This is a genomic window from Pseudarthrobacter sp. RHLT3-21, from assembly GCF_059383495.1.
In genome coordinates, this window is record NZ_JBWZCI010000001.1 from 380,587 (window position 1) to 401,951 (window position 21,365).

The window sequence follows — 21,365 nt, forward strand, 5'->3', positions numbered from 1 at the left end:
GGCCGCTACGCCAGGGCGGTTGCGGCGTCACTGACCTTGATCAGCGTCCGCAGGTTCCGGGTGGTGGTGGTTGCCTTGAACTTTGCCTTGGACGAGATCTTGCTGAAGGGGCTGTCCAACGTCCCGCCGGCCGGAGCCAGCCAGGCCAGTGCCTCCGGGCCGAGGCGCTTCTGCTCAGTCCCGTCAAGGGCTGCGCCGGCCGCGTCCAGCTCATCGAGCATGGCGGTGTCTGAGGCCAGCGTGATGTAGGTGTGCGTTGCCTTGTCGTTCGCCGGATACGGGCAGGCCGCCACGAGTTCGGAGACCCGCTGGGCCGTCAAAACCACCACCCAGGCGTCGTAGCCGAACGCGTCACGCAGGCACTTCTCAAACGTCCGTTTGACGGCGGCAGGATCCTCGTCGCTGGCAAGCACCACGTTACCGCTGGCCAGCAGTGTCTTGACGTCCGCGAACCCCTGCGATGCAAGGGCGTTCCTGAGGTCCGCCATCTTGATGTTGATCCCGCCGACATTGATCCCGCGGAGGAAGACTGCGTAGCTGTTCATGCCGACAGCCTAGTTGCGGGCAGCCACGCCTGGACGGAGGCGAGGCCTCAGTCGTTGCCCTTGCGCAGGGCGTCGGTGAGGAGCCGCGCGGCGTTGCAGACCACCTCGGCGTGGAGGCGGCCCGGCTGGCGGGTGAGCCTCTCGATGGGGCCGGAGATCGAGACTGCGGCGATGACGCGTCCGGACGGTCCCCGGACCGGGGCCGAGACTGAGGCGACCCCGGGCTCGCGTTCGCCGAGGCTCTGGCCCCAGCCCCGCCGTCGTACGCCTGCCAGCACAGTAGGCGTGAATCGCGCGGCCTGCAGGCCTTCAAGGAGCCGGTCGTGGTCTTCCCAGGCGAGCAGCACCTGTGCGGCGGAGCCGGCCTTCATAGAGAGTTTGGTGCCCACGGGTATGGTGTCGCGCAGGCCGATGGGGCGTTCTGCGGAGGCGACGCAAATACGCCATTCGCCCTGGCGGCGGAAGATCTGGGAGCTTTCGCCGGTGGCGTCGCGCAGCTGCATCAGGACCGGCCCGGCGGATGCGATGAGACGGTCCTCGCCGGCGGCGGAGGCAAGCTCCACCAGGCGGCTGCCGAGGACAAACCGACCCTGGATGTCGCGGCTCACCAGCCGGTGGTGGATCAGGGCCAAGGCGAGCCTGTGCACGGTGGGCCGGGCCAGGCCCGTGGCGGCCACCAGCTGCGCGAGCGTGGTGGGTCCGGCCTCCAATGCATCAAGCACATGGGCCGCTTTATCAATGACGCCGACTCCACTAGAATTGTCCATGTAATGATATTGCCGTCTCATTATCTGAGATGCAAATCTTTGGACTGGCACATATTGCAGCCCTGCTGGTTCAGTGGAACCAAACAGCCAAACAGCAGTGAAGGGAGATGGCCGTGGCAAAGACACTGGCCGAGAAAGTCTGGGACGCACATGTGGTGCGCAAAGGCGACGGCGAAGGAGCTAACGCCCAGCCAGACCTCCTCTTCATTGACCTTCACCTTGTCCATGAGGTGACGTCTCCGCAGGCCTTTGAGGGCCTGCGCCTGGCTGGCCGCAAGCTGCGCCGCCCGGACCTCACCATCGCCACGGAGGACCACAACACTCCCACGCTGGACATCCACAAGCCCATCGCCGATCTCACCAGCCGCACGCAGATCCAGACGCTGCGCAACAACTGCGCGGAGTTCGGCGTCCGCCTGCACTCGCTCGGCGACGCGGAACAAGGCATTGTGCACGTTGTTGGCCCGCAGCTTGGCCTCACCCAGCCCGGCATGACCGTTGTCTGCGGCGACTCCCATACGTCCACCCATGGCGCGTTCGGTGCCCTGGCTATGGGCATCGGCACGTCCGAGGTGGAGCACGTCATGGCCACCCAGACACTGTCCCTGAAGCCGTTCAAAACCATGGCCATCAATGTCGAAGGCACCCTGCGCCCGGGCGTCACCGCCAAGGACATCATCCTGGCCGTAATTGCCAAGATCGGCACCGGCGGCGGCCAGGGATACGTCCTGGAATACCGCGGTTCCGCCATCCGCGCGCTGTCCATGGAAGCCCGGATGACCATCTGCAACATGTCCATCGAAGCCGGTGCCCGCGCCGGCCTGGTGGCACCGGACCAGATCACCTACGACTACATGGATGGCCGCCCGCACGCGCCGCAGGGCGCGGATTGGGATGCCGCCGTTGAGTACTGGAACACACTGAGGACCGACGACGACGCGACGTTCGACGTCGAGGTGGACCTGGACGCCAACACGCTGGAGCCGTTTGTCACCTGGGGCACGAACCCGGGCCAGGGCGTTTCGCTTTCTTCCAAGGTGCCGTCCCCGGAGGACTTCGGCGACGAAAACGCCAAGGCGGCCGCCGAACGCGCCCTGCAGTACATGGGGCTGACGGCCGGGACGCCAATGAAGGATATCCGGGTGGACACGGTCTTCCTGGGCTCCTGCACCAACTCGCGCATGGAGGACCTCCGGGCCGCCGCGGACATCATCCGTGGCCGCCAGAAGGACCCCAACATCCGGATGCTGGTGGTGCCGGGCTCGGCACGCGTTCGCCTCGAGGCGGAGGCCGAAGGGCTGGACAAGGTCTTTAAGGACTTCGGCGCCGAGTGGCGCTTCGCCGGCTGCTCGATGTGCCTGGGCATGAACCCGGACCAGCTGGAGGTGGGGGAGCGTTGCGCCTCGACCTCCAACCGTAACTTCGAAGGCCGTCAGGGCAAGGGCGGCCGCACGCACCTGGTTTCGCCGGTGGTGGCAGCGGCCACAGCCATCCGTGGCACCCTGAGTTCGCCGTCGGACCTCGATCCGGCTCCCGAATCCGCCGCCATCCGCACCGACGCAGCCTAGGAGGCCGCCATGGAAAAGTTCATTACCCACACCGGCATCGGCGTCCCGCTGCGCCAGAGCAACGTTGACACGGACCAGATCATCCCCGCGGTCTACCTCAAGCGGATCACCCGTACCGGCTTCGAGGACGCACTGTTCTCCGCCTGGCGCAAGGATCCTGCCTTTATCCTGAACCAGGCGCCGTTCAACGCCGGCTCCGTCCTGGTGGCGGGCCCGGATTTCGGTACCGGTTCGTCCCGTGAACACGCCGTCTGGGCCCTAAAGGACTACGGCTTCAAGACCGTCCTGTCATCCCGTTTCGCTGACATTTTCCGCGGCAACTCCGGCAAGCAGGGGCTGCTGGCTGCCGAGCTGGCCCAGGACGATATCGAGCTGATCTGGAAGGAACTGGAAAACGCCCCGGGCACCGAAGTCACCGTTGACCTGCCGTCCAAGACCGTCAGCTGCGGAAGCATCGCGGCGCCCTTTGAAATCGACGATTACACGCGCTGGCGCCTCCTGGAAGGCCTGGACGATATTGGCCTGACACTCCAGCACGAAGAGGACATCACCGCGTACGAGGCCACCCGCCCCGCCTTCAAGCCCACCACGCTTCCGGCCCGCCTTTCCTGAGCACCGCTGGGGGCATCGCGGGGTCACTTGCGGCCCATGTCAGGTCCCAGGACGGGCCGTAGGTGACCCCGCGATGCATCTCTCCTGATGGCCGCGACGGGGGGAAGTAACGACGGCGCTGGGCACGCCGTATTTCGGTTCGGTAACGCAACCTCCTATGCTTAGCTGGAGCCTTTGCAAGGATTTTGGGGCGAGTAATCGTAAGGAAACCGGTATATGAGTAGTGTTCTGACAATCCGCGGCGGAGTCCCGCTTACAGGCCGCGTCAGCGTCCGGGGGGCCAAAAACCTAGTTCCCAAGGCAATGGTGGCAGCATTGCTGGGCAACGAGCCGTCGGTGTTGCGGAATGTTCCGGAGATCAAGGACGTCGAGGTTGTCACCTCGCTCCTGCAGCTGCACGGGGTGACAGTAGTCAAGGATCCCGTCAGCGGTGACCTCACCTTGGATCCGAAGGCGGCCAAAACCGCCCCGAGCACTGCGATCGATGCCCACGCCGGTGACTCGCGCATCCCCATCCTGCTCTGCGGACCCCTGATCCATGCGATCGGTGAGGCCTTCATTCCGGACCTTGGCGGCTGCAAGATCGGCGACCGGCCCATCGACTACCACCTCAACGTGCTCCGCCAGTTCGGCGCCGTGGTGGAAAAGCGCCCGGGCGGCATTCATATCTCGGCCCCCAAGGGCCTGCATGGCGCCAAGATCAATCTGCCCTATCCGTCGGTCGGCGCCACGGAACAGGTACTGCTCAGCGCCACCCGCGCAGAAGGGATCACCGAGCTTTCCGGCGCCGCCACCGAGCCTGAGATCATCGACCTCATTGCCGTGCTGCAGAAGATGGGCGCCATCATCAGCGTCCAGACCGACCGGACCATCCGCATTGAAGGCGTCCGGGACCTGGGCGGCTATAACCACCGCGCCCTCTCCGACCGCAACGAATCGGCGTCGTGGGCTTCGGCAGCCCTGGTGACCCGCGGTGACATTTTCGTCGAGGGCGCCTCGCAGCGGGACATGATGACGTTCCTGAACACCTACCGGAAGGTAGGCGGCGGCATGGACATCGGCGAGGACGGCATCCGCTTCTACCACCGCGGCGGCAAGCTCAATCCGCTGGTCCTGGAAACGGATGTTCACCCCGGCTTTATGACCGATTGGCAGCAGCCGCTGGTGGTGGCCCTGACCCAGGCTGAAGGCGTCTCGATCGTCCACGAGACCGTCTATGAAAACAGGTTCGGCTTCACAGATGCACTCATTCGGATGGGCGCCAGCATCCAGGTGCACCGTGAGTGCCTGGGTAGTGTGCCGTGCCGCTTCGGCCAGCGAAATTTCCTCCATTCCGCCGTCATTTCCGGCCCCACCCAGCTCAAGGGCGCCGACATCGACGTCCCCGATCTGCGTGGCGGCTTCAGCCACCTGATCGCTGCGTTGGCCGCATCCGGCACGTCCCGCGTGACCGGGATCGACATCATCAACCGCGGCTACGAACGTTTCACCGAAAAGCTGGCCGGCCTCGGCGCCGATTTCGACGTCACCTCGGCAAAGTAGCGGTGGGTACGTGAAGGAATCGGCCAAGAGCCAGGCCACATTCGTTGTGGTCGCAGCCATCGTGCGCACGGTGCTGAACGCAATGATGAACAAGAAGTGGGAAGGCCTTGAAAACCTCCCCGCCGGCGGATTTATTGCCGCGCCCAACCATTGCACGGAAATCGATCCCCTCATCGTGGGGCACATTCTCTACAACCAGAAGCGCGCCCCGCACTTCCTGGCCAAGGCCGGGCTGTTCAAGGTTCCGGTCCTGGGCGCGGTCCTGCGGGCCACCCGGCAGATCCCAGTGGAACGTTCGACGGCGGGAGCGAACCGCTCGCTGCAGCTCGCCCAGGAGATTGTGGCCGACGGCGGGGCCATCATCATCTACCCCGAAGGGACTCTCACCCGCGATCCCGCCCTGTGGCCGATGAAGGGCCACACCGGTGCTGCCCGCCTCGCCTTGGAAGCGGGCATTCCCGTGGTACCGATTGCGCACTGGGGCGCCCATGAGGTGTTCCCGCGGTATGCGAAGCGGTTCCACCTCTTCCCGCGCAAGACGTCCCGCGTAATGGTGGGCAAGCCCGTTGACCTCAGCCAGTACGCCAACCGGCCACTGGATAAAGCAACGCTGACCGCGGCCACTGAGACGATCATGGATGCCGTCACCGAGTTGCTCGCCGGCATCCGCGGGGAGGATCCTCCCGCTGAACGCTGGGACCCCTCCAAGCACAATCAAGCCACGCACGGTCGCTTCGTTGAGCGGGGAAATCCTGACGACGCGGCGGATGCAACGTGATGGCTGACGGACGCCGCCAGGGTTCCGCCCGGTCTGTCGCCGTCCTGGGAGCCGGTTCCTGGGGAACCACTTTCGCCAAGATCCTCGCCGATGCAGCGGACGCAGCGGGGGAACAGCGGAGCATCCGGATCTGGGGCCGGCGCAGTGAAGTGGTGGAACAGATCAACAGCTCCCACCGCAACGTCCAGTACCTGAAGGACACCGAACTGCCGCCCGGCATCACCGCGTCCACGGACGTCCGTGACGCGCTGTCGGGCGCGGACCTCGTGGTCCTCGCTGTTCCGGCCCAGTCACTGCGCCTCCAGCTCCGTGAATGGAAAGAGCTGATCGCTGCTGACGCCATGGTGGTGTCCCTGATGAAGGGCCTGGAGCTCGGCACGGACGCCCGCATGAGTGAGGTCATCAGCGACGAACTCGGGATTCCCGCGGACCGCATCGCAGTGGTTTCCGGCCCCAACCTGGCCATGGAGATCGCCCGCGAGGAACCCACGGCCTCCGTGGTGGCCTGTACCGACGCGGCGGCCGCAGGCTGGATCGCGAGGAGCTGCACCGCGCCGTACTTCCGTCCTTACACGACGGCGGACGTGGTCGGCGTTGAAATCGGCGGCATCGTCAAGAACGTCATCGCGCTGGCCGTGGGCATCTGTGAAGGTAAACAGATGGGGGACAACACCAAGGCCTCCGTGATCACCCGGGGCCTGGCCGAAACGTCCAGGCTCGCCCTTGCCCTCGGTGGCGAGGCCCGGACCATGGCCGGTCTCGCCGGCCTCGGGGACCTGGTGGCAACGTGTTCCTCGCCGCTGTCGCGGAACCATACGGCTGGCCGGATGCTGGGCCAGGGACTTACCCTCGAGCAGTTGGCCCAGCAGATGACCCAAACCGCCGAAGGCATCAAATCCGGCCCGGCCGTGCATGAACTTGCGGGGAAACTGGGCGTCGAAATGCCCATTACCGCCGCCGTCGTAGCCGTCCTGGCCGGCAAACTATCCGTTGACCAACTGGGGCCGCTGCTGCTGGCCCGGGACCTGAAACCCGAAGGCGATTACTGACGATGTCCGACGATAACCTGACCGCAGCGGATCCAGCCCCCCGGGCCAAACCCCGCGTGGCGGTGCTTTTTGGTGGCCGGTCCAGCGAGCATGCCGTGAGCTGCGTGACCGCCGCCGGCGTCCTGGGCGCCATCAACAAAGACAAGTACGATGTCATCCCCATCGGCATCGCCAAATCGGGGCAGTGGGTGCTGGCTGCGGGGGATACCGCCCAGTGGTCGCTGTCCGCGTCGTCGCTTCCGGAGGTCCCGCCGTCATCGGAAACAGTGACACTGGCCGAGATCGGCGGCGAGCACCAGCTGATCGTCGCCGCACCGAACCAGGTACCGCAGGAACTCGGCACGGTTGACGTTGTGTTTCCGCTGCTGCACGGTCCCTTTGGCGAGGACGGAACCATCCAAGGACTCCTGGAACTGTCCGACACCCGCTACGTCGGCGCCGGAGTGCTCGCATCGGCTGTGGGCATGGACAAGCACTACATGAAGGTTGTGTTCGAGGCAGCCGGGCTACACGTGGGTCCGTACATTGCCGTGACGGACCGGCAGTGGGTCAAGGACGCGGAGGCCGTCCGCAAGCAGGTGGACCAGCTTGGCTTTCCAGTGTTCGTCAAGCCAGCGCGGGCGGGTTCGTCCATGGGGATCTCCAAAGTGGACTCGCTTGAGGAACTCGACGCCGCCGTCGAGGAAGCCCGACGCCACGACCTCAAACTGGTCATCGAGGCGGGCATCGTAGGGCGTGAAATTGAGTGCGCCGTCCTGGAAGGACGCGGGACCGATTCCCCCCGGACCTCTATGCCGGGTGAAATCTCCGTCGCCGCAGGCACGCATGAATTCTACGATTTCAATGCGAAGTACGTTGAGGACGACGCCGCCGCGCTGAGCTGCCCCGCCGAGATTCCCGAGGAAGCGATCGTGCGTGTCCGTGAACTCGCGGCAGCTGCCTTTGACGCCGTGGGGGCCGAAGGCCTGAGCCGCGTCGACTTCTTCTATACGCCCGACGGCGAACTGATCATCAATGAGATCAACACCATGCCGGGGTTTACGCCAAAAAGCATGTACCCGCAGATGTGGGCAGCATCGGGCCTGAATTATGCGGACCTGATCGATGAGCTGATCTACCTGGCCTTGAACCGTAAGACCGGCCTGCGCTGACCGGTGGGTTGGTAGTCGAGCTGGCCGAGACCTACTTGCTGGAGGGCAGCTTCTGCAGGTCTTCCTGACCCACGCAGTTCCGGCTGGCCGGGATCTTTCCGGCGGAGGCGGAAAGATCAGCCAGGACCGTTGCGGAGCTGATCTTCTCCGGATCCATCAGGATTTCCGTGGCGGGTTCGCGGCCGAAGGTAGTCAGCGTCCAGACCGGATCGCCCTCCTTGATGACCCAGTCGATGCCGTTGACACTCACGCACCGGTCCGTCGTCGGGCCTGGAACGTTAACGCCGCAGCGCAGGATCACCTGTGAAGGGTCCCCCCAGGCCGCGGTGGCCTGGCTGTTGGTCTTTCGCAGGGCGGCGTCGCCGATGGCGTCCGGAAGGGCCACCATCATCGGCGCGCACGCCGGGTTCGCCGCATCGCCGGCGGCGGTGACATCCACAACGGGGGCACAGGCGGAAAGAACCGCTCCAGTGAGGGTCGCAGTCACCAGGATTCCGGACACGCGGACAGGCAAGGAAAAACGAGGATTGCGCATCTGTCCAGCGTAGCGCCGCCGCCGTGTGGAGCGGGACGCGCGTAGGCCGTGCGCCGGTTGAGAGCACCTCATAGGCAAGGGGGCGGATCAGCAATGTCGGCGCCGCGCTGTAGCGTAGGGGCGTGCCTGAAATTCCCTTAACTGAAGAAACGCTGACTGTTGCCGCATTGTCCGAAGCCGAATTGTTGGCCCGGATCTTTCCGCGGCTGGAAATGGGCGGAACGCACGGTTCGGCAACCCTGCTGGGCCCGGGAGACGATGCCGCCATCGTCTCCGCTCCGGATGGCAGGGCAGTAATCAGCATCGATACCCAGGTGCAGGACCAGGACTTCCGGCTGCAGTGGCCCAACGGATACCGGACCACGGGCTTCGACGTCGGGTGGAAGGCGGCAGCCCAGAACCTCAGCGATATCAACGCCATGGGCGGCGTGGCCATGTCGCTGGTGGTGAGCCTGACGTTGCCGCCCGAAACTTCCGTTACCTGGGTGGCGGACCTGGCCGACGGCCTCACTGCCGGAATCAGGGAACTGGGGGCCACTTACTGCTCGGTGGCAGGGGGTGATTTGGGCCGCGGCAGGGAAATCTCCGTGACCGTCGCCGTGCTGGGCTCACTGGCTGGCGGCACGGCGGTCCTGCGATCAGGGGCCCGTGCCGGCGACGTCGTGGCCCTGGCCGGGACGGTGGGCCGGGCCGCAGCCGGACTTGCGCTGCTGGAATCGGAGAACGCCGTGCAGTCGCTGGCGCCGGCGCAGCGGGCGCTCGTGGAACTGCAGTGCAGGCCGCGGCCGCCCCTGTCCGCCGGGCCGCCGGCTATGGCGGCCGGCGCCACGGCCATGCTGGATATCTCGGACGGCCTCGTCCGCGACGGAACCCGGCTGGCCCTCGCCAGCGGCGTGGTGCTTGACCTTGACCCCGCGGCACTGAAACCCCTCGCAGAAGCCCTGCGGCCGGCGTCGGACCTTCTCAGGGCTGACCCCATGGCCTGGGTGCTGGGTGGCGGAGAGGACCACGGGCTGCTGGCCACATTCCCGGCCGGCGTTCAGCTGCCTGCCGGATTCACTGCGATAGGCTCAGTGCAAGCCCCGGAAAGCTCCACACCTCCGGGCGTCACAATTGCGGGCCACGCCGCTGGCACCGGGGGATGGGATCACTTTGCAGACTAAGGTTGCCGCCAACGCGCAAGCGATGAAGCGGTGGTTGGACAAGGCCGAAACCGCCATTGCCAACCACAGCGACCGCCTCAATGCCATCAACATCTTCCCCGTGGCGGACGGTGACACGGGCACCAACCTTTACCTCACGGTTCGGGCAGCAGCCCGTGCCCTGCACAGCGACCCTGCGGGCCAGAGCACGGCAGTCCCCGCTGACGCCGGCCAGGCGGATGTCGGAGCAGTGCTGGCGCGCGCCGGCAGGGCCGCGATGGAGCAGGCCCGCGGCAACTCCGGAACCCTCTTCTCAGTCTTTCTCTGCGCCGCGGCCGAGCCACTCGCCGGTCACACACGCCTGACGTCAACCCTCCTGGCCGCCGCGCTGAACCGCGCCCAGATCCGGGCCTGGTCCGCGTTGAGCGATCCCGTACCAGGGACCATGCTTTCTGTCATGGAAGCAGCCGCCCGGGCCGCCGCTGCAGTGGAAGCCGGACACAACGGCGACGACAGCAACCAGGCCCTGGGCAGAGCCCTCGACGCTGCCGTCAACGCCGCGCTGAGAGCAGTAGTCAGCACCGAGAGCCAGCTGGCCGCCCTTGAAGCCGCGCATGTGGTCGATGCCGGGGGCGTTGGCATGCTGCTCATCCTCGACTGCCTCCGCTCCGCCGTCCTGGGCGAAGAACTGCAGGGCGAACTCCTCGACGGGCTGCACGGCTATGACGTCCAGGACCCCCACATCCATGCCGACATGCCGGTTGACGACGGCGTTGAGGTCATGTGTACCATCAGCCTTTCGCCGCTCAGCGCGGCCACACTGCGCCAGCGGCTCGACGAGATCGGCGAGTCCGTCATCATGAGCCAGGTGGACAGCCTGGCCGATGCTGAGGGCAGCTACCGGTGGCGCGTCCACGTCCACGTCCCCGACGCCGCACCCGCGGTCGCCCTGATCCGTTCCCTCGGCAAACCCAGCGACATTTCGGTCAGCGAACTCGCCATGGCCCGCGATCCCGAACCAGCTCCGGTGAACTCCAGTGGGCATGAGCGCTGAACTCGGCCTGGGCCTGGAACACCTGATCGGAAAACGGTCAGCGTCGGCCATTGAGAAGCACCTGGGCATCGCCACAGTGGGTGGCCTGCTGAACTACTTCCCCCGCCGTTACCTGAACCGTGGCGAGCTGACCCCCATCAGCGAGCTGCCCGTGGACGAGGAGGTCACCCTCATTGCGCGGGTGCTCTCCAGCAGCACCCGCAAGATGCATACCCGCCGCGGTTCCATTACCGACGTCGTGATCACCGACGACGCCGCCTCCCATGGCCGTCCGCGCCTTGCCTCAGTCGGCCCCGGCAGCGGGCACGGCACGCTCAAGGTCACTTTCTTCAGCGGCTACCGGGCCCAAGCCCAGCTCCTGCCCGGCCGGCGCGTGATGTTCTCCGGAAAGGTGACCCGGTACGGCCCGTCATTGGGCCTGACCAACCCGGACTTCCACCTCCTCGACGAGGACCCGGACATGCCGGCCGTGGACCCTGAAAAACTGGCTGCCATGCCGATTCCGGTGTATCCGGCCACCGCAAAGCTCACCAGCTGGTCGATTCAGAAAGTCATCTCCACGCTCCTGGAAACCGTGGATCTGGGCGCCCTGCCGGATCCGCTGCCGGAGACGGTCGTCGCGCGGGAGGATTTCCTGCCGGTGTCCGAGGCCTACCGGCTCATCCACAAGCCGGAATCGCACGCTGACTGGAACAAGGCCCAGGAGCGATTGCGCTACCAGGAGGCCCTGGTCCTGCAGGCAGCATTGGCACGGCGCCGTGCCCAGCTTGCGGCCGAGGAAGCCACTGCGCGGCGGCCGGCCACCAACGGGCTGCTGACGGCGTTCGACAGGCAGCTTCCCTTCACGCTCACCGCCGGCCAGGCCGCCGTAGGAAAAACTCTGGCCACGGAACTGGCGCAGGACAGCCCCATGAACCGGCTGCTGCAGGGCGAGGTCGGCTCGGGCAAGACCATCGTCGCGCTGCGGGCCATGCTGCAGGTGGTGGATGCCGGCGGGCAGGCTGCGCTCCTGGCGCCAACGGAGGTCCTCGCCGCCCAGCACTTCGACTCCATCCGGCGGACCCTCGGCGCCCTGTCCCGCGACCCGATGCTGCTGGGCGGCCTGGCCGAAGGGGCCGTGCAGGTCGCCCTCCTCACCGGCTCCATGCCCGCGGCCGCCCGGAAACGGGCCATGCTGGACGCCGCGTCCGGCGCGGCCGGGATCGTGATCGGCACGCACGCGCTGCTCAGCGACAACGTCGCGTTCTACGACCTTGGCCTGATCGTGGTGGACGAACAGCACCGGTTCGGCGTGGAGCAGCGGGACGTCCTCAGGTCAAAGGCCAACAAGCCGCCGCACCTGCTGGTCATGACGGCTACGCCGATTCCACGAACCGTGGCCATGACGGTCTTCGGTGACCTCGAAACCTCCATCCTGGACGAGCTCCCCGCAGGCCGGGCACCGATTTCCACGCATGTGGTGGGCCTCGCCGAGAACCCCGGCTGGGCAGACCGCATCTGGTCCCGTTCCCGTGAGGAGATCGACGCCGGGCATCAGGTCTATGTGGTGTGCCCCCGGATCGGAACGGACGACGACGGCGATTTCAGCCCGGGGGAAGCGGAACCTTCCGCGGCTGACCTGGCGGGCGACGGCGCCGCGCGGGAGCTCGCGTCGGTGACCGCCGTCGTCGAACATCTCCACCAGGAGCCGGCCCTGGCCGGTGTGCCGCTGGGGCCGATGCACGGCCGCCTGGACCCTGCCGCGAAGTCCGCAGCGATGGCGGACTTCACCGCCAACCGGACCAAGCTCCTCGTCTCCACCACCGTCATCGAAGTCGGCGTCGACGTCCATAACGCAACGTTGATGGTGATCCTCGACGCCGACCGCTTCGGCATTTCGCAGCTGCACCAGCTGCGCGGCCGGGTGGGTCGGGGCGGGCTTCCCGGAACATGCCTGCTGGTCACCAGCCTGGAACGCGGGCACCCGAGCCGGCGCCGGCTGGACGCCGTGGCAGCAACCACCGACGGCTTCGAACTGTCGCAGGAGGACTTGAAGCTGCGCCGCGAGGGCGACATCCTGGGCGCGTCGCAGTCCGGCGGCCGCTCCACCCTGAAACTATTGCGGGTGCTGGAGCACGAGGACATCATCGCGCAGGCGCGCCAGGACGCCCAGGAAATTGTGGGCTCGGATCCGGCCCTGGCGCGGCATCCGCGGTTGGCAGAGGCCATTGACGAGTACTTGAACCCCGAGAAGGAGGCGTTCCTTGAGCGCGGATAGGAGGCGGCCATGAGCCGCATCATCGCGGGCGCCGCAGGCGGGACCCCGCTGGTCAGCGTCCCCGGCTCCCTGACCAGGCCCACTACCGACCGCGTTAAGGAAGCGCTGTTCTCCCGGCTCGACGCCTTCGGGATCATCGCCGGCGCCCGGGTCCTGGACCTGTACGCAGGGTCCGGATCGTTGGGGGTGGAGAGCGGAAGCAGGGGCGCTGATGCCGTTGACCTTGTGGAATTCGATGCCAAGGCCACTTCCGTGTGCCAACGCAACGCGGACCTGATCAACGGTGTGCTGGGCCGCAAAGGTGTGACGGTCCACCGGTCCAAGGTGGAGTCCTTCCTGGAGCGCGCGGCGGAGACGGCCAGCTGGGACCTGGTGTTCCTGGACCCGCCGTATCCGCTGGATGACCCTGCCCTGTCGGCTGTGCTGGGTAAACTCGCCGATCATCTGGCTCCGGCGGCCGTGGTGGTGGTGGAGCGCTCCTCGCGCTCTCCGGAGCCGTTCTGGCCGGCCGGCCTGGAACGGTTTGCCGAGAAGAAGTACGGCGAAACCCGGCTCTGGTTCGCGGAGCCGTTTGTGCCTGACGCCGTCGCGCCGGACGTTGTTATTGAGGAGCGGGAGCAGGAGCAGGCGCCCGGCGAGGCGCGGAACGCCTGAGGTGCAGGGGAGTCCTGGCTCAGCCGGCGAGCCCATCGAGGTCCACGCCGGCCAGAACCTTCGCGGGGTGGGGGCCGCGTGCCGTCAGTTCGGCTGTCCACGCTTCGGGCCAGGGCGTCTGCGTTCCGGCGAGGATGATGTTGCCGGGGTAGCGGCCCGCGAACATCCCGGTTTCGGCGAAGGCGGCAACGTCCGTCATGGCGCGGCGCATGGCGGCGGCCTGGCTTCGCACCAGTGTCAGGCCCGGTTCGTCGCCCACGTTGATGATCAGCAACCCTTCCGGTGCGAGGCGTGCTCGGGCCTCCTGGTAGAACTCCCGGCAGGCGATGTGGGCCGGGGCTTCCGGACCCGAGAAGATGTCCAGGATCACGACGTCGAACTGAAGTTCCGGGTGCAGGTCCGCCAGGGCGTCGCGGGCATCGCCGATGACGGTATGCAGGTCGGTTCCGCCAGGCAGCGGGAGTTGCTGCAGGACAAAGTCGAGGAGTTCCCGTTCCAGCTCCACCGCGTACTGGACGGATCCGGGTCTGGTCGCCTGGACATAGCGGGCCAGGGTCAGCGCCCCGGCCCCAAGATGCAGGGCCGTGATCGGCTGGCCTTCGGGAGCGGCGAGATCCACCAGATGGCCGATCCGCCGCAGGTATTCGTAGAAGATCTCCTCGGGGTGCGCCAGATTAACGTGGGACTGCTCGGCCCCGCCGATGCTCAGGACGTAGCCGCCGTCGGTGAAGGCATCGGGCTCAATCGAGGCGTGCTGTCCAGTGGTCCGCAGGAACCGCGTGGAACGTATGCCGCCTGGATCCGCCATCAGAGCTTTCCGCTCAGGGTCGCCAGCCTTGCAGCGGCCTCCTCGAGGACCTCAACTTTCTTGCAGAACGCGAACCTGAGCAGGCTGCGTGTCCGTTCCGCGCCCTCCGGGTGGCAGAACACCGGGACGGGGATCGCGGCTACTCCCACCAGCCCGGGCAGCCTGCGGGCCAGGTCCACGGAGTCGCCAATGCCAAGTGGCGCGGTGTCCACGCTGACGAAATATGTGCCCTGCGGCGTGTAGACGTCGAACCCTGCGGCGCGCAGGCCTTCGCTGAGGATGTCCCGCTTCTTCCGCAGAGTGGCCGAAATGCCTTGGTAGAACTCATCCGGCAGTGCCAGGCCGGTCGCAATGGCAGCCTGGAACGGTGTACCGGAGCTGTAGGTCAGGAACTGCTTGACCGTGCGGACCGCCGCCACCAGGTGATCCGGGCCGGTCAGCCAGCCGATCTTCCAGCCGGTGAAGGAGAAGGTCTTTCCGGCGGACGAGAGGGTGATGGTCCGCTCAGCTGCCCCCGGCAGGGTGGCCACAGGAATGTGCTGGGCGCCGAAGGTGAGGTGCTCGTACACCTCGTCGGTGATGATGAGGCAGTCATGCTTCGCGGCAAGCTCGACGACGCGCTGAAGAATGTGGCGGGGGAAGACCGCGCCGGTGGGATTGTGCGGGTTATTCAACAGCACCACCTTGGTGCGGTCGGTGAAGGCCGCTTCCAGGGCCGCCATGTCCGGGAAGAAGTCGGGAGCCAGCAGCGGGGCCGTGACGTGGGTGGCGCCGGACAGGCCGATGACGGCGCCATACGAGTCATAGAACGGCTCGAAGGTCAGCACCTCATCGCCGGGGCCGACGAACGCAAGCAACGTTGCCGCGATCCCCTCTGTGGCGCCGGTGCTGATGATGACCTCGGTCTGCGGATCCGGGGTCAGCCCGTAGAACCGTTCCTGGTGGGCAGCCACGGCCTCACGCAGTTCCAGGATGCCCTTGCCGGGCGCGTACTGGTTGGCCCCGGCTTCGATGGCGGCCATCGCGGCCGCCTTGATTTCCAGCGGTCCGTCCTCGTCCGGAAAGCCCTGCCCGAGGTTAATGGCGCCGGTCTGTGCCGCCAGGGTGGTCATCTCCTCGAAGATGGTGACGCCCAGCCGGCCGGCAGGTCCCAGCAGGTTGGCGCCTGAGGCCGCGCGCTGCCACGGGGCAGGCGCGGCGGGCGTTGAAAGGTCCCGTGGTGGATGCATCCAGTCATGGTATCCCGGCCGCCCCATGCGGTAGGTTCGGTGCATGAGACGCGCTGTCTGCCCCGGATCCTTTGACCCTATTCATAACGGCCATCTCGAGGTCATCGCCCGTGCCGCCGGCCTCTTTGACGAGGTGATTGTTGCGGTTTCCACCAACTATGCGAAGAAGTACAGGTTCAGCCTGGGGGACCGCCTGGACATGGCGCGCGAAACCCTGGCGTCCCTGAAAGGCATTGTGGTGGAACCGGTGGGCGACGGTCTCCTGGCGGAGTACTGCCGCCAGCGCGGTGTCTCCGCGATTGTGAAGGGTCTCCGCTCATCCTCCGACTTCGACTACGAACTTCCGATGGCTACGATGAACCGCCAGCTCAGCGGCGTGGAAACGGTTTTCCTGCCGGCCGAGGCGCACTACCTGCATTTGTCGTCCACCCTGATCAAAGAGGTGGCGGGCCTGGGTGGCAGCGTGTCCGATTATGTGCCCCGTTCGGTACATAAAAGGTTGCTCGCGGGCGAGTCGGGACCCGATAAGCTTCCAAGAGGGTAGGCTAGTCCGGTACTTCGACGGCCGTCCGTCGCCTGGTTTGAGTCCCTGCGGTTCTTCAGGCTAAGATGGTACGTCGGTCATATGTTCAACAGGAGTTCTCATTAAACGAGATGCTAGTTCGCCCTTGGCGTTCGACGTCAAGGACATCGGGCGCAGCCCGGGAAGCATGCGGACACTGAAAGAACATGTACCCGCACCAAGTGATCTTGGTGTGGCACTCATTGGCGTTCAGGAAGGCTCGGATATCGAGCTGGATCTGAGGCTTGAGGCCGTACACGAAGGAATTCTGGTATCAGGAACCGCGGTCGCCGCAGTAAAAGGCGAATGCGGCAGATGCCTGGATCCCCTTGCGTATGACCTCGAGGTCAATGTGCAAGAACTTTTCTTCTACGAGGGCGTCCTGCTTTCGGACGAAGAAGACGAAGAAGAGCAATATCGAGTCGAGCGCGATCTGATCGATCTTGAACCGGTGTTGCGGGACGCAGTTGTAACCATGCTGCCGTTCCAGCCGGTGTGCCGGGAAGACTGCCAGGGCCTTTGTTCCGAATGCGGAATTCGCCTGGAAGACGAGCCGGGGCACCACCACGAGGTCTTGGATCCTCGCTGGGCTGCCCTAGCTGATATGGCTAAGCCTGACCGGCAAAATTGATTTGTACGTGTTTGTCTAGAGAGAAATGAGTTAGCCGTGGCTGTTCCCAAGCGGAAAATGTCTCGCTCGAATACCCGCGCCCGCCGCTCCCAGTGGAAGGCAACTGCCCCCCACCTGGTGAAGACCGTAGAGAACGGCCAGGTTACTTACAGCCTGCCGCACCAGGCGAAGGTCGTCACCGACTCGGCTGGCACTGCGTTGTTCCTTGAGTACAAGGGCCGCAAGGTCGCAGACGTCTAATCGGCCGCTTGGGCTGACATGATGTCTTCAACTGAAGAGCTTCTGAAGCGTCTCGGTGTCTCCATTGACGCCGGGACGCTTCGTCTTGCTCTCACGCACCGTTCCTACGCCTACGAAAACGGCGGCATCCCTACCAACGAGCGGCTCGAATTCCTGGGCGACTCCATCCTGGGCTTCTCCGTGACCGATGCCCTGTACCGGGACAACCCCACACTGCCCGAAGGCGACCTTGCCAAACGCCGTTCTGCGGTGGTCAGCACGCGCGCCCTCGCCGGCATCGGACGAAGCCTCGGCATCGGGGACTACATCTATCTGGGGCAGGGCGAAAAGCTCACCGAGGGCAAGAACAAGGCCTCCATCCTGGCGGACACCATGGAAGCGCTCATTGGTGCCACTTACGTGTCCAACGACATCGAGACCGCCCGCCAGCTGGTCATGCGCCTGATCGGCCCGCTCCTCAAGGATGCGGCCGCCCTCGGCGCCGGCACGGACTGGAAGACCAGCATCCAGGAACTGGCCGCCAGCCGGCAGCTTGGCACTATCTACTACGCCGTTGAGGGGGCCGGGCCGGACCACGCCCGCACGTTTAAGGCTGTCCTGAACATCGGGGGCAAGCCATACGGCAACGGATCAGGCCACTCCAAGAAGGAAGCGGAGCAGGAAGCCGCCGCGGACGCATGGCGTCAGCTCTCCCCCAGCGCGGGAGCCGCCGTAGTCTCTGCATCGGAGGGCGCATCACCAGAGTCCTCCCGCAGCGTCTAGGAATCCGTGCCCGAACTGCCTGAAGTTGAAGTGGTCCGCCGCGGACTGGTGAGTTGGGTCCGCGGCCGGACCATCACTGCGGTAGAGGTGCTGGACCCACGCTCCCTCCGCCGCCATGCCTTGGGCCCTGAGGACTTCAAGGGCAATCTCCAGGGCACTACGGTTGTGGACGTTGTGCGCCGCGGAAAATTCCTGTGGATGCCGCTGAGCGAGACTGCGGATTCCGTCGGCGCACCGTCTGTCGCACTGATGGCCCACCTCGGGATGAGCGGCCAGCTCCTGATGCAGGACGGCGACGTGCCGGATGAGAAACACCTCAAGGTCAGGCTGCGCCTGAGCCCCGTAGCCGGAATGCCCGAACAACTCAGGTTTGTTGACCAACGGATTTTCGGCGGGTTGTTCGTCGCCGGCATGGTTCCTACGAACGACGGCGGCCCGGGAGGCCAGGCGGAATCGCCCGCTGCGCTTATCGCCGAGGAAGCGTCCCACATCGCCAGGGACCCCCTGGACCCGGCGTTTTCCTTTGACCTGTTTTACAGCCGGCTGCGGAAGCGCAAGACGGGCCTAAAGCGTGCCCTGCTGGACCAGGGGCTGGTTTCGGGAATCGGCAATATCTATGCCGACGAGGCCCTGTGGCGGGCAAAGCTGCATTACGCCAGGCCTACGGATACGCTGCGCCGCGGCGATGCGGAGCGGCTCATCACCAGCGCGCGCGAGGTCATGCTGGACGCACTCGCGGCCGGCGGCACCAGCTTCGATTCCTTGTACGTCAACGTCAACGGCGCCTCCGGCTACTTCGACCGCTCCCTGAATGCCTACGGGCGGGAAGGGAAACCCTGCAGCCGTTGTGCCGCCGTCGGAATTAACTCCACGATCCGCCGCGAGCAGTTCATGAACCGCTCCTCCTACTCCTGCCCGGCCTGTCAGCCGCGCCCGCGCAACGGCCGCTGGTAGTCCGAAGCGAAAGTGTGCGGATTCTGCGGTTCCGCAATGTGGATTCCATTGGCAGACTGAGGCCATAAAGCGGTCGGCCGCCTGCAGGCGGCCGTCCGTGCCCCGTCCCTGAGCAGGAACCAGGCAAGCCCTTGTACCTTTCGATGTCGGACCGCACCGGCGGCCAGAAGGACCCGCACTCAGTAATGCCCGCTGCTGCCGCTACGGCGTTTCGGCTGTCCCCGGTGATCATCTGGCTCGGCATCGTCAGCATGATGACGGACATTTCCTCGGAATCCGTGGCAGCCATACTGCCGCTTTACGTCACGGGCTTCCTGGGCCTGTCCACCATCGCCTTCGGAATCATTGACGGCATCAACCAGGGTGCCAGCGCCGTGGTACGGATCGCCGCAGGCTGGGTCTCGGACCGCACAGGGCAGCCCAAACGCGTTGCGGTGGCCGGTTACGGTCTCTCCGCGGTGGCCCGGATCGGCTTCCTGTTCGCCGGGGGATTCTGGGCAATCGCTGGCATCGTCACGGGAGACAGGATCGGAAAGGGCATCCGGACTGCGCCCCGCGACGCTTTGATCTCCGGGGCTGCGCAACCGGACTACCTTGCACGGTCCTTCGGCGTTCACCGCATGCTGGACAGCATCGGTGCCGCCACCGGGCCGCTGCTGGCATTCCTGGTGCTGGTGCTGATCCCGAACGGTTTCAGCACTGTATTTATCGTTTCGCTGGCCTTCTCGGTCCTCGGCGTGGCCGCCCTGGTGCTGATGGTCCCGGGCCGCGGACGGGGTCCTGTTGCGCCGGCGCGTGAGGTCCGTCCGGGATTTCGGTGGTCCCGGCTGCAGTGGGCCACCTTGAAGAAGCAAGGACTGGCACGGCTCCTGGTGACAGCCGGCCTGCTGGGCATCCTCACCATCGGCGACGGATTTATCTACCTGATCCTTCAGGACAAGGGTTCCTTTGCCGTGCAGTGGTTTCCGCTGCTGTATGTGGGAACCAACGTTGTCTTCCTCCTGTTCGCCATCCCGCTGGGGAAACTGGCCGACCGGTGGGGACGCATACCGGTCTTTCTGGGCGGACACCTGGCACTTCTGGCCTGCTACGTCCTTGCCGCCCTGCCCTTCGGCGGCCTGGGCGCCACACTCGGGTGCCTGCTCCTGCTGGGAATTTTCTACGCCGCCACAGACGGTGTCCTCGCCGCAATCGTCAGCCAGCTGTCGCCGGCAGCGAACGTGGCAACGGCCCTTGGTACCGCGCAGACAGTGGTTGCCTTGACCAGAATGGTCGCTGCCGCCGGATTCGGCGTGCTGTGGTTCCTGCTCGGACCGGTGACAGCCATGTTCTGGGTGGCTGGGCTGCTGGCCGCAGCACTCGTCACGGGCACGGTCCTGATGGGCGGAGTCCGCCGGTGGATGGCCGCAGCGTGAGCCGCGGTCCGGCGCGTTGGCTTATTTTGCTGGCCGTGGCGGTTCTGCTTGCCGCGGGGACGGCAGCCTACGCCGCCTCGGCGTTCCAGGCGGCAAGAAGCAGCCAGGCAGCGCCGTCGTCCGTTGAAATCGTCACCGCCGGATCCCTTCCCTCCGCACCATTTGTGATGTTCAGGAATACCGCGCCGGGCCAAGGCTTCGGGGAGGCCGCCACCGTGCTGCTCGCTGACCCCTCCGGCCAGCGGGCCCTCAGCGGACACGCGTGTGACCGCGTCTACGCGGTCCGCGGCCTGGTCAGCTGTCTGCGCACCAAAAACGAGATCCCCACCAATTTTGAAGCGACCACGTACGACGACTCCCTGGACGCCGTCGAATCGTGGGCGCTGGCAGGAATTCCCAGCCGCACGCGCATCAGTGCGGACGGCGCACTTGTGGCGACCACCGTGTTCGTTGCCGGGCACTCGTACGCCAGCGCAGGGTTTTCCACGGAGACGGTGGTCCGTGGCCGGGACGGCACCATCCACGGCAACCTTGAGGAATTTCTCCTGATCTCGGGCGGAACACAGATCAAGGCCACTGACCGCAATATTTGGGGTGTGACCTTCGTGCCAGGGGAGCCCGATGCCTTTTACGCCACTGCCTCCTCCCAAGGGAAGATCTGGCTGGTACGGGGAAGCATGCAGGACCGGACCCTTACCGTCACGGCCACCGGCATTGAATGTCCCTCAGTTTCTCCGGACGGAACCCGGATAGCCTACAAAAAGAGTGTCAACGGCACCCTGGTGGGTCACCGCAACATCGCGGTGCTGGATCTTGCCACAGGAACGGAAACCGTCCTCGCGGAACAACGCGACATCGACGACCAGCTGGAGTGGCTCGACGCAAGTACAGTTGTCTACGGCGTTCCGCGGGATGATTCCGGCCAGGACAGCGATATCTGGTCACTGGCCATTGACCCGGCGGCGCAGCCCTCTCTCCTCATCGAGCATGCCTGGTCTCCTGCGGTGGTCCGGCAGTAGCTGCCACAGCGGACGGGCCCAAATCCGCGGAATTCCGCAGGGACGCAGTAGATTTGGGAAAGCAAAGCAGCCGCTTCAGCCACTCAGGAGA

The 21,365-nt window shown here is 65.6% G+C and carries 22 protein-coding genes; 17 read left to right on the forward strand and 5 right to left on the reverse strand.

The genetic code is table 11. The features are described from left to right. Positions 1-5: 5 nt before the first annotated feature. Complete coding sequence (locus tag AC50YA_RS01740; protein ID WP_494980659.1) at positions 6-545, reverse strand: DUF1697 domain-containing protein; 540 nt, start codon at positions 543-545, stop codon at positions 6-8. Positions 546-592: 47 nt separating this feature from the next. After that, complete coding sequence (locus AC50YA_RS01745) at positions 593-1,312, reverse strand: IclR family transcriptional regulator (RefSeq protein ID WP_494980660.1); 720 nt, start codon at positions 1,310-1,312, stop codon at positions 593-595. Between the two features lie 113 nt (positions 1,313-1,425). On the opposite strand from AC50YA_RS01745, the gene leuC reads away from it, so the two are divergent. The 6 genes from leuC (at position 1,426) to AC50YA_RS01775 (ending at position 8,012) form a co-directional block, all read left to right on the forward strand. Beyond that, complete coding sequence (gene leuC / locus AC50YA_RS01750) at positions 1,426-2,880, forward strand: 3-isopropylmalate dehydratase large subunit (protein ID WP_494980661.1); 1,455 nt, start codon at positions 1,426-1,428, stop codon at positions 2,878-2,880. 9 nt (positions 2,881-2,889) lie between these two features. After that, positions 2,890-3,492 carry a 3-isopropylmalate dehydratase small subunit gene (gene leuD, locus AC50YA_RS01755; RefSeq protein WP_494980662.1) on the forward strand — a complete coding sequence of 201 codons (603 nt, stop codon included), beginning with the start codon at positions 2,890-2,892 and terminating at the stop codon, positions 3,490-3,492. 216 nt (positions 3,493-3,708) lie between these two features. Then, positions 3,709-5,034, forward strand: a complete 1,326-nt coding sequence (gene murA / locus AC50YA_RS01760; protein WP_494980663.1) for a UDP-N-acetylglucosamine 1-carboxyvinyltransferase — start codon at positions 3,709-3,711, stop codon at positions 5,032-5,034. Positions 5,035-5,044: 10 nt separating this feature from the next. Beyond that, positions 5,045-5,812, forward strand: coding sequence for a lysophospholipid acyltransferase family protein (locus tag AC50YA_RS01765; protein ID WP_494980664.1), 768 nt, complete (start codon positions 5,045-5,047; stop codon positions 5,810-5,812). Then, positions 5,812-6,861 (forward strand): NAD(P)H-dependent glycerol-3-phosphate dehydrogenase, encoded by a 1,050-nt coding sequence (locus tag AC50YA_RS01770; RefSeq protein WP_494980833.1) that lies wholly within the window; start codon positions 5,812-5,814, stop codon positions 6,859-6,861. The genes AC50YA_RS01765 and AC50YA_RS01770 overlap by 1 nt, the downstream gene beginning before the upstream one ends. Before the next feature lie 2 nt (positions 6,862-6,863). Then, positions 6,864-8,012: a D-alanine--D-alanine ligase family protein gene (locus tag AC50YA_RS01775; RefSeq protein ID WP_494980665.1), complete on the forward strand. Its 1,149-nt coding sequence runs from the start codon at positions 6,864-6,866 to the stop codon at positions 8,010-8,012. A gap of 31 nt (positions 8,013-8,043) precedes the next feature. Here the strand turns inward: AC50YA_RS01775 and AC50YA_RS01780 are convergent, their stop codons facing one another. Beyond that, positions 8,044-8,547 carry a DUF3515 domain-containing protein gene (locus AC50YA_RS01780; RefSeq protein WP_494980666.1) on the reverse strand — a complete coding sequence of 168 codons (504 nt, stop codon included), beginning with the start codon at positions 8,545-8,547 and terminating at the stop codon, positions 8,044-8,046. 212 nt (positions 8,548-8,759) lie between these two features. Between AC50YA_RS01780 and thiL the strand changes: the two genes are divergently transcribed. Genes thiL through rsmD form a run of 4 tightly spaced genes read left to right on the forward strand, consistent with a single transcriptional unit; the run spans position 8,760 to position 13,654 of the window. Then, positions 8,760-9,710 (forward strand): thiamine-phosphate kinase, encoded by a 951-nt coding sequence (gene thiL / locus AC50YA_RS01785; protein WP_494980834.1) that lies wholly within the window; start codon positions 8,760-8,762, stop codon positions 9,708-9,710. 22 nt (positions 9,711-9,732) lie between these two features. Beyond that, positions 9,733-10,743: a DAK2 domain-containing protein gene (locus AC50YA_RS01790; RefSeq protein ID WP_494980667.1), complete on the forward strand. Its 1,011-nt coding sequence runs from the start codon at positions 9,733-9,735 to the stop codon at positions 10,741-10,743. Continuing rightward, positions 10,733-13,000 (forward strand): ATP-dependent DNA helicase RecG, encoded by a 2,268-nt coding sequence (locus tag AC50YA_RS01795; RefSeq protein WP_494980668.1) that lies wholly within the window; start codon positions 10,733-10,735, stop codon positions 12,998-13,000. Before AC50YA_RS01790 ends, AC50YA_RS01795 begins: the two co-directional genes overlap by 11 nt. 9 nt (positions 13,001-13,009) lie before the next feature. Then, the gene (gene rsmD, locus AC50YA_RS01800; protein ID WP_494980669.1) at positions 13,010-13,654 is read left to right on the forward strand and encodes a 16S rRNA (guanine(966)-N(2))-methyltransferase RsmD; all 645 of its coding nucleotides are present in this window, start codon (positions 13,010-13,012) and stop codon (positions 13,652-13,654) included. A gap of 19 nt (positions 13,655-13,673) precedes the next feature. On the opposite strand, the gene AC50YA_RS01805 is transcribed toward rsmD, so the two are convergent. Together AC50YA_RS01805 and AC50YA_RS01810 are read right to left on the reverse strand one after the other, a co-directional pair. Then, entirely contained in the window at positions 13,674-14,462 is a 789-nt protein-coding gene (locus tag AC50YA_RS01805) for a spermidine synthase (protein ID WP_494980670.1), read from the reverse strand. Beyond that, positions 14,462-15,691, reverse strand: coding sequence for an aminotransferase class I/II-fold pyridoxal phosphate-dependent enzyme (locus AC50YA_RS01810; protein WP_494980671.1), 1,230 nt, complete (start codon positions 15,689-15,691; stop codon positions 14,462-14,464). Before AC50YA_RS01810 ends, AC50YA_RS01805 begins: the two co-directional genes overlap by 1 nt. A 43-nt stretch (positions 15,692-15,734) precedes the next feature. Between AC50YA_RS01810 and coaD the strand changes: the two genes are divergently transcribed. The 7 genes from coaD to AC50YA_RS01845 all read left to right on the forward strand — a co-directional run bounded on the left by coaD (position 15,735) and on the right by AC50YA_RS01845 (position 21,274). Further along, positions 15,735-16,235 (forward strand): pantetheine-phosphate adenylyltransferase, encoded by a 501-nt coding sequence (gene coaD / locus AC50YA_RS01815; protein ID WP_494980672.1) that lies wholly within the window; start codon positions 15,735-15,737, stop codon positions 16,233-16,235. A 124-nt stretch (positions 16,236-16,359) separates the two neighbouring features. Then, positions 16,360-16,884, forward strand: a complete 525-nt coding sequence (locus AC50YA_RS01820) for a YceD family protein (protein WP_494980673.1) — start codon at positions 16,360-16,362, stop codon at positions 16,882-16,884. A 36-nt stretch (positions 16,885-16,920) separates the two neighbouring features. After that, positions 16,921-17,124, forward strand: a complete 204-nt coding sequence (gene rpmF, locus AC50YA_RS01825) for a 50S ribosomal protein L32 (RefSeq protein ID WP_009356569.1) — start codon at positions 16,921-16,923, stop codon at positions 17,122-17,124. Between the two features lie 21 nt (positions 17,125-17,145). Beyond that, the gene (rnc, locus tag AC50YA_RS01830) at positions 17,146-17,886 is read left to right on the forward strand and encodes a ribonuclease III (RefSeq protein WP_494980674.1); all 741 of its coding nucleotides are present in this window, start codon (positions 17,146-17,148) and stop codon (positions 17,884-17,886) included. 6 nt (positions 17,887-17,892) lie between these two features. Further along, entirely contained in the window at positions 17,893-18,840 is a 948-nt protein-coding gene (mutM, locus tag AC50YA_RS01835; RefSeq protein WP_494980675.1) for a bifunctional DNA-formamidopyrimidine glycosylase/DNA-(apurinic or apyrimidinic site) lyase, read from the forward strand. A gap of 131 nt (positions 18,841-18,971) precedes the next feature. Continuing rightward, positions 18,972-20,255 carry an MFS transporter gene (locus AC50YA_RS01840; protein WP_494980676.1) on the forward strand — a complete coding sequence of 428 codons (1,284 nt, stop codon included), beginning with the start codon at positions 18,972-18,974 and terminating at the stop codon, positions 20,253-20,255. A 35-nt stretch (positions 20,256-20,290) separates the two neighbouring features. Continuing rightward, positions 20,291-21,274 carry a TolB family protein gene (locus AC50YA_RS01845; protein ID WP_494980677.1) on the forward strand — a complete coding sequence of 328 codons (984 nt, stop codon included), beginning with the start codon at positions 20,291-20,293 and terminating at the stop codon, positions 21,272-21,274. Positions 21,275-21,365: the final 91 nt, after the last annotated feature.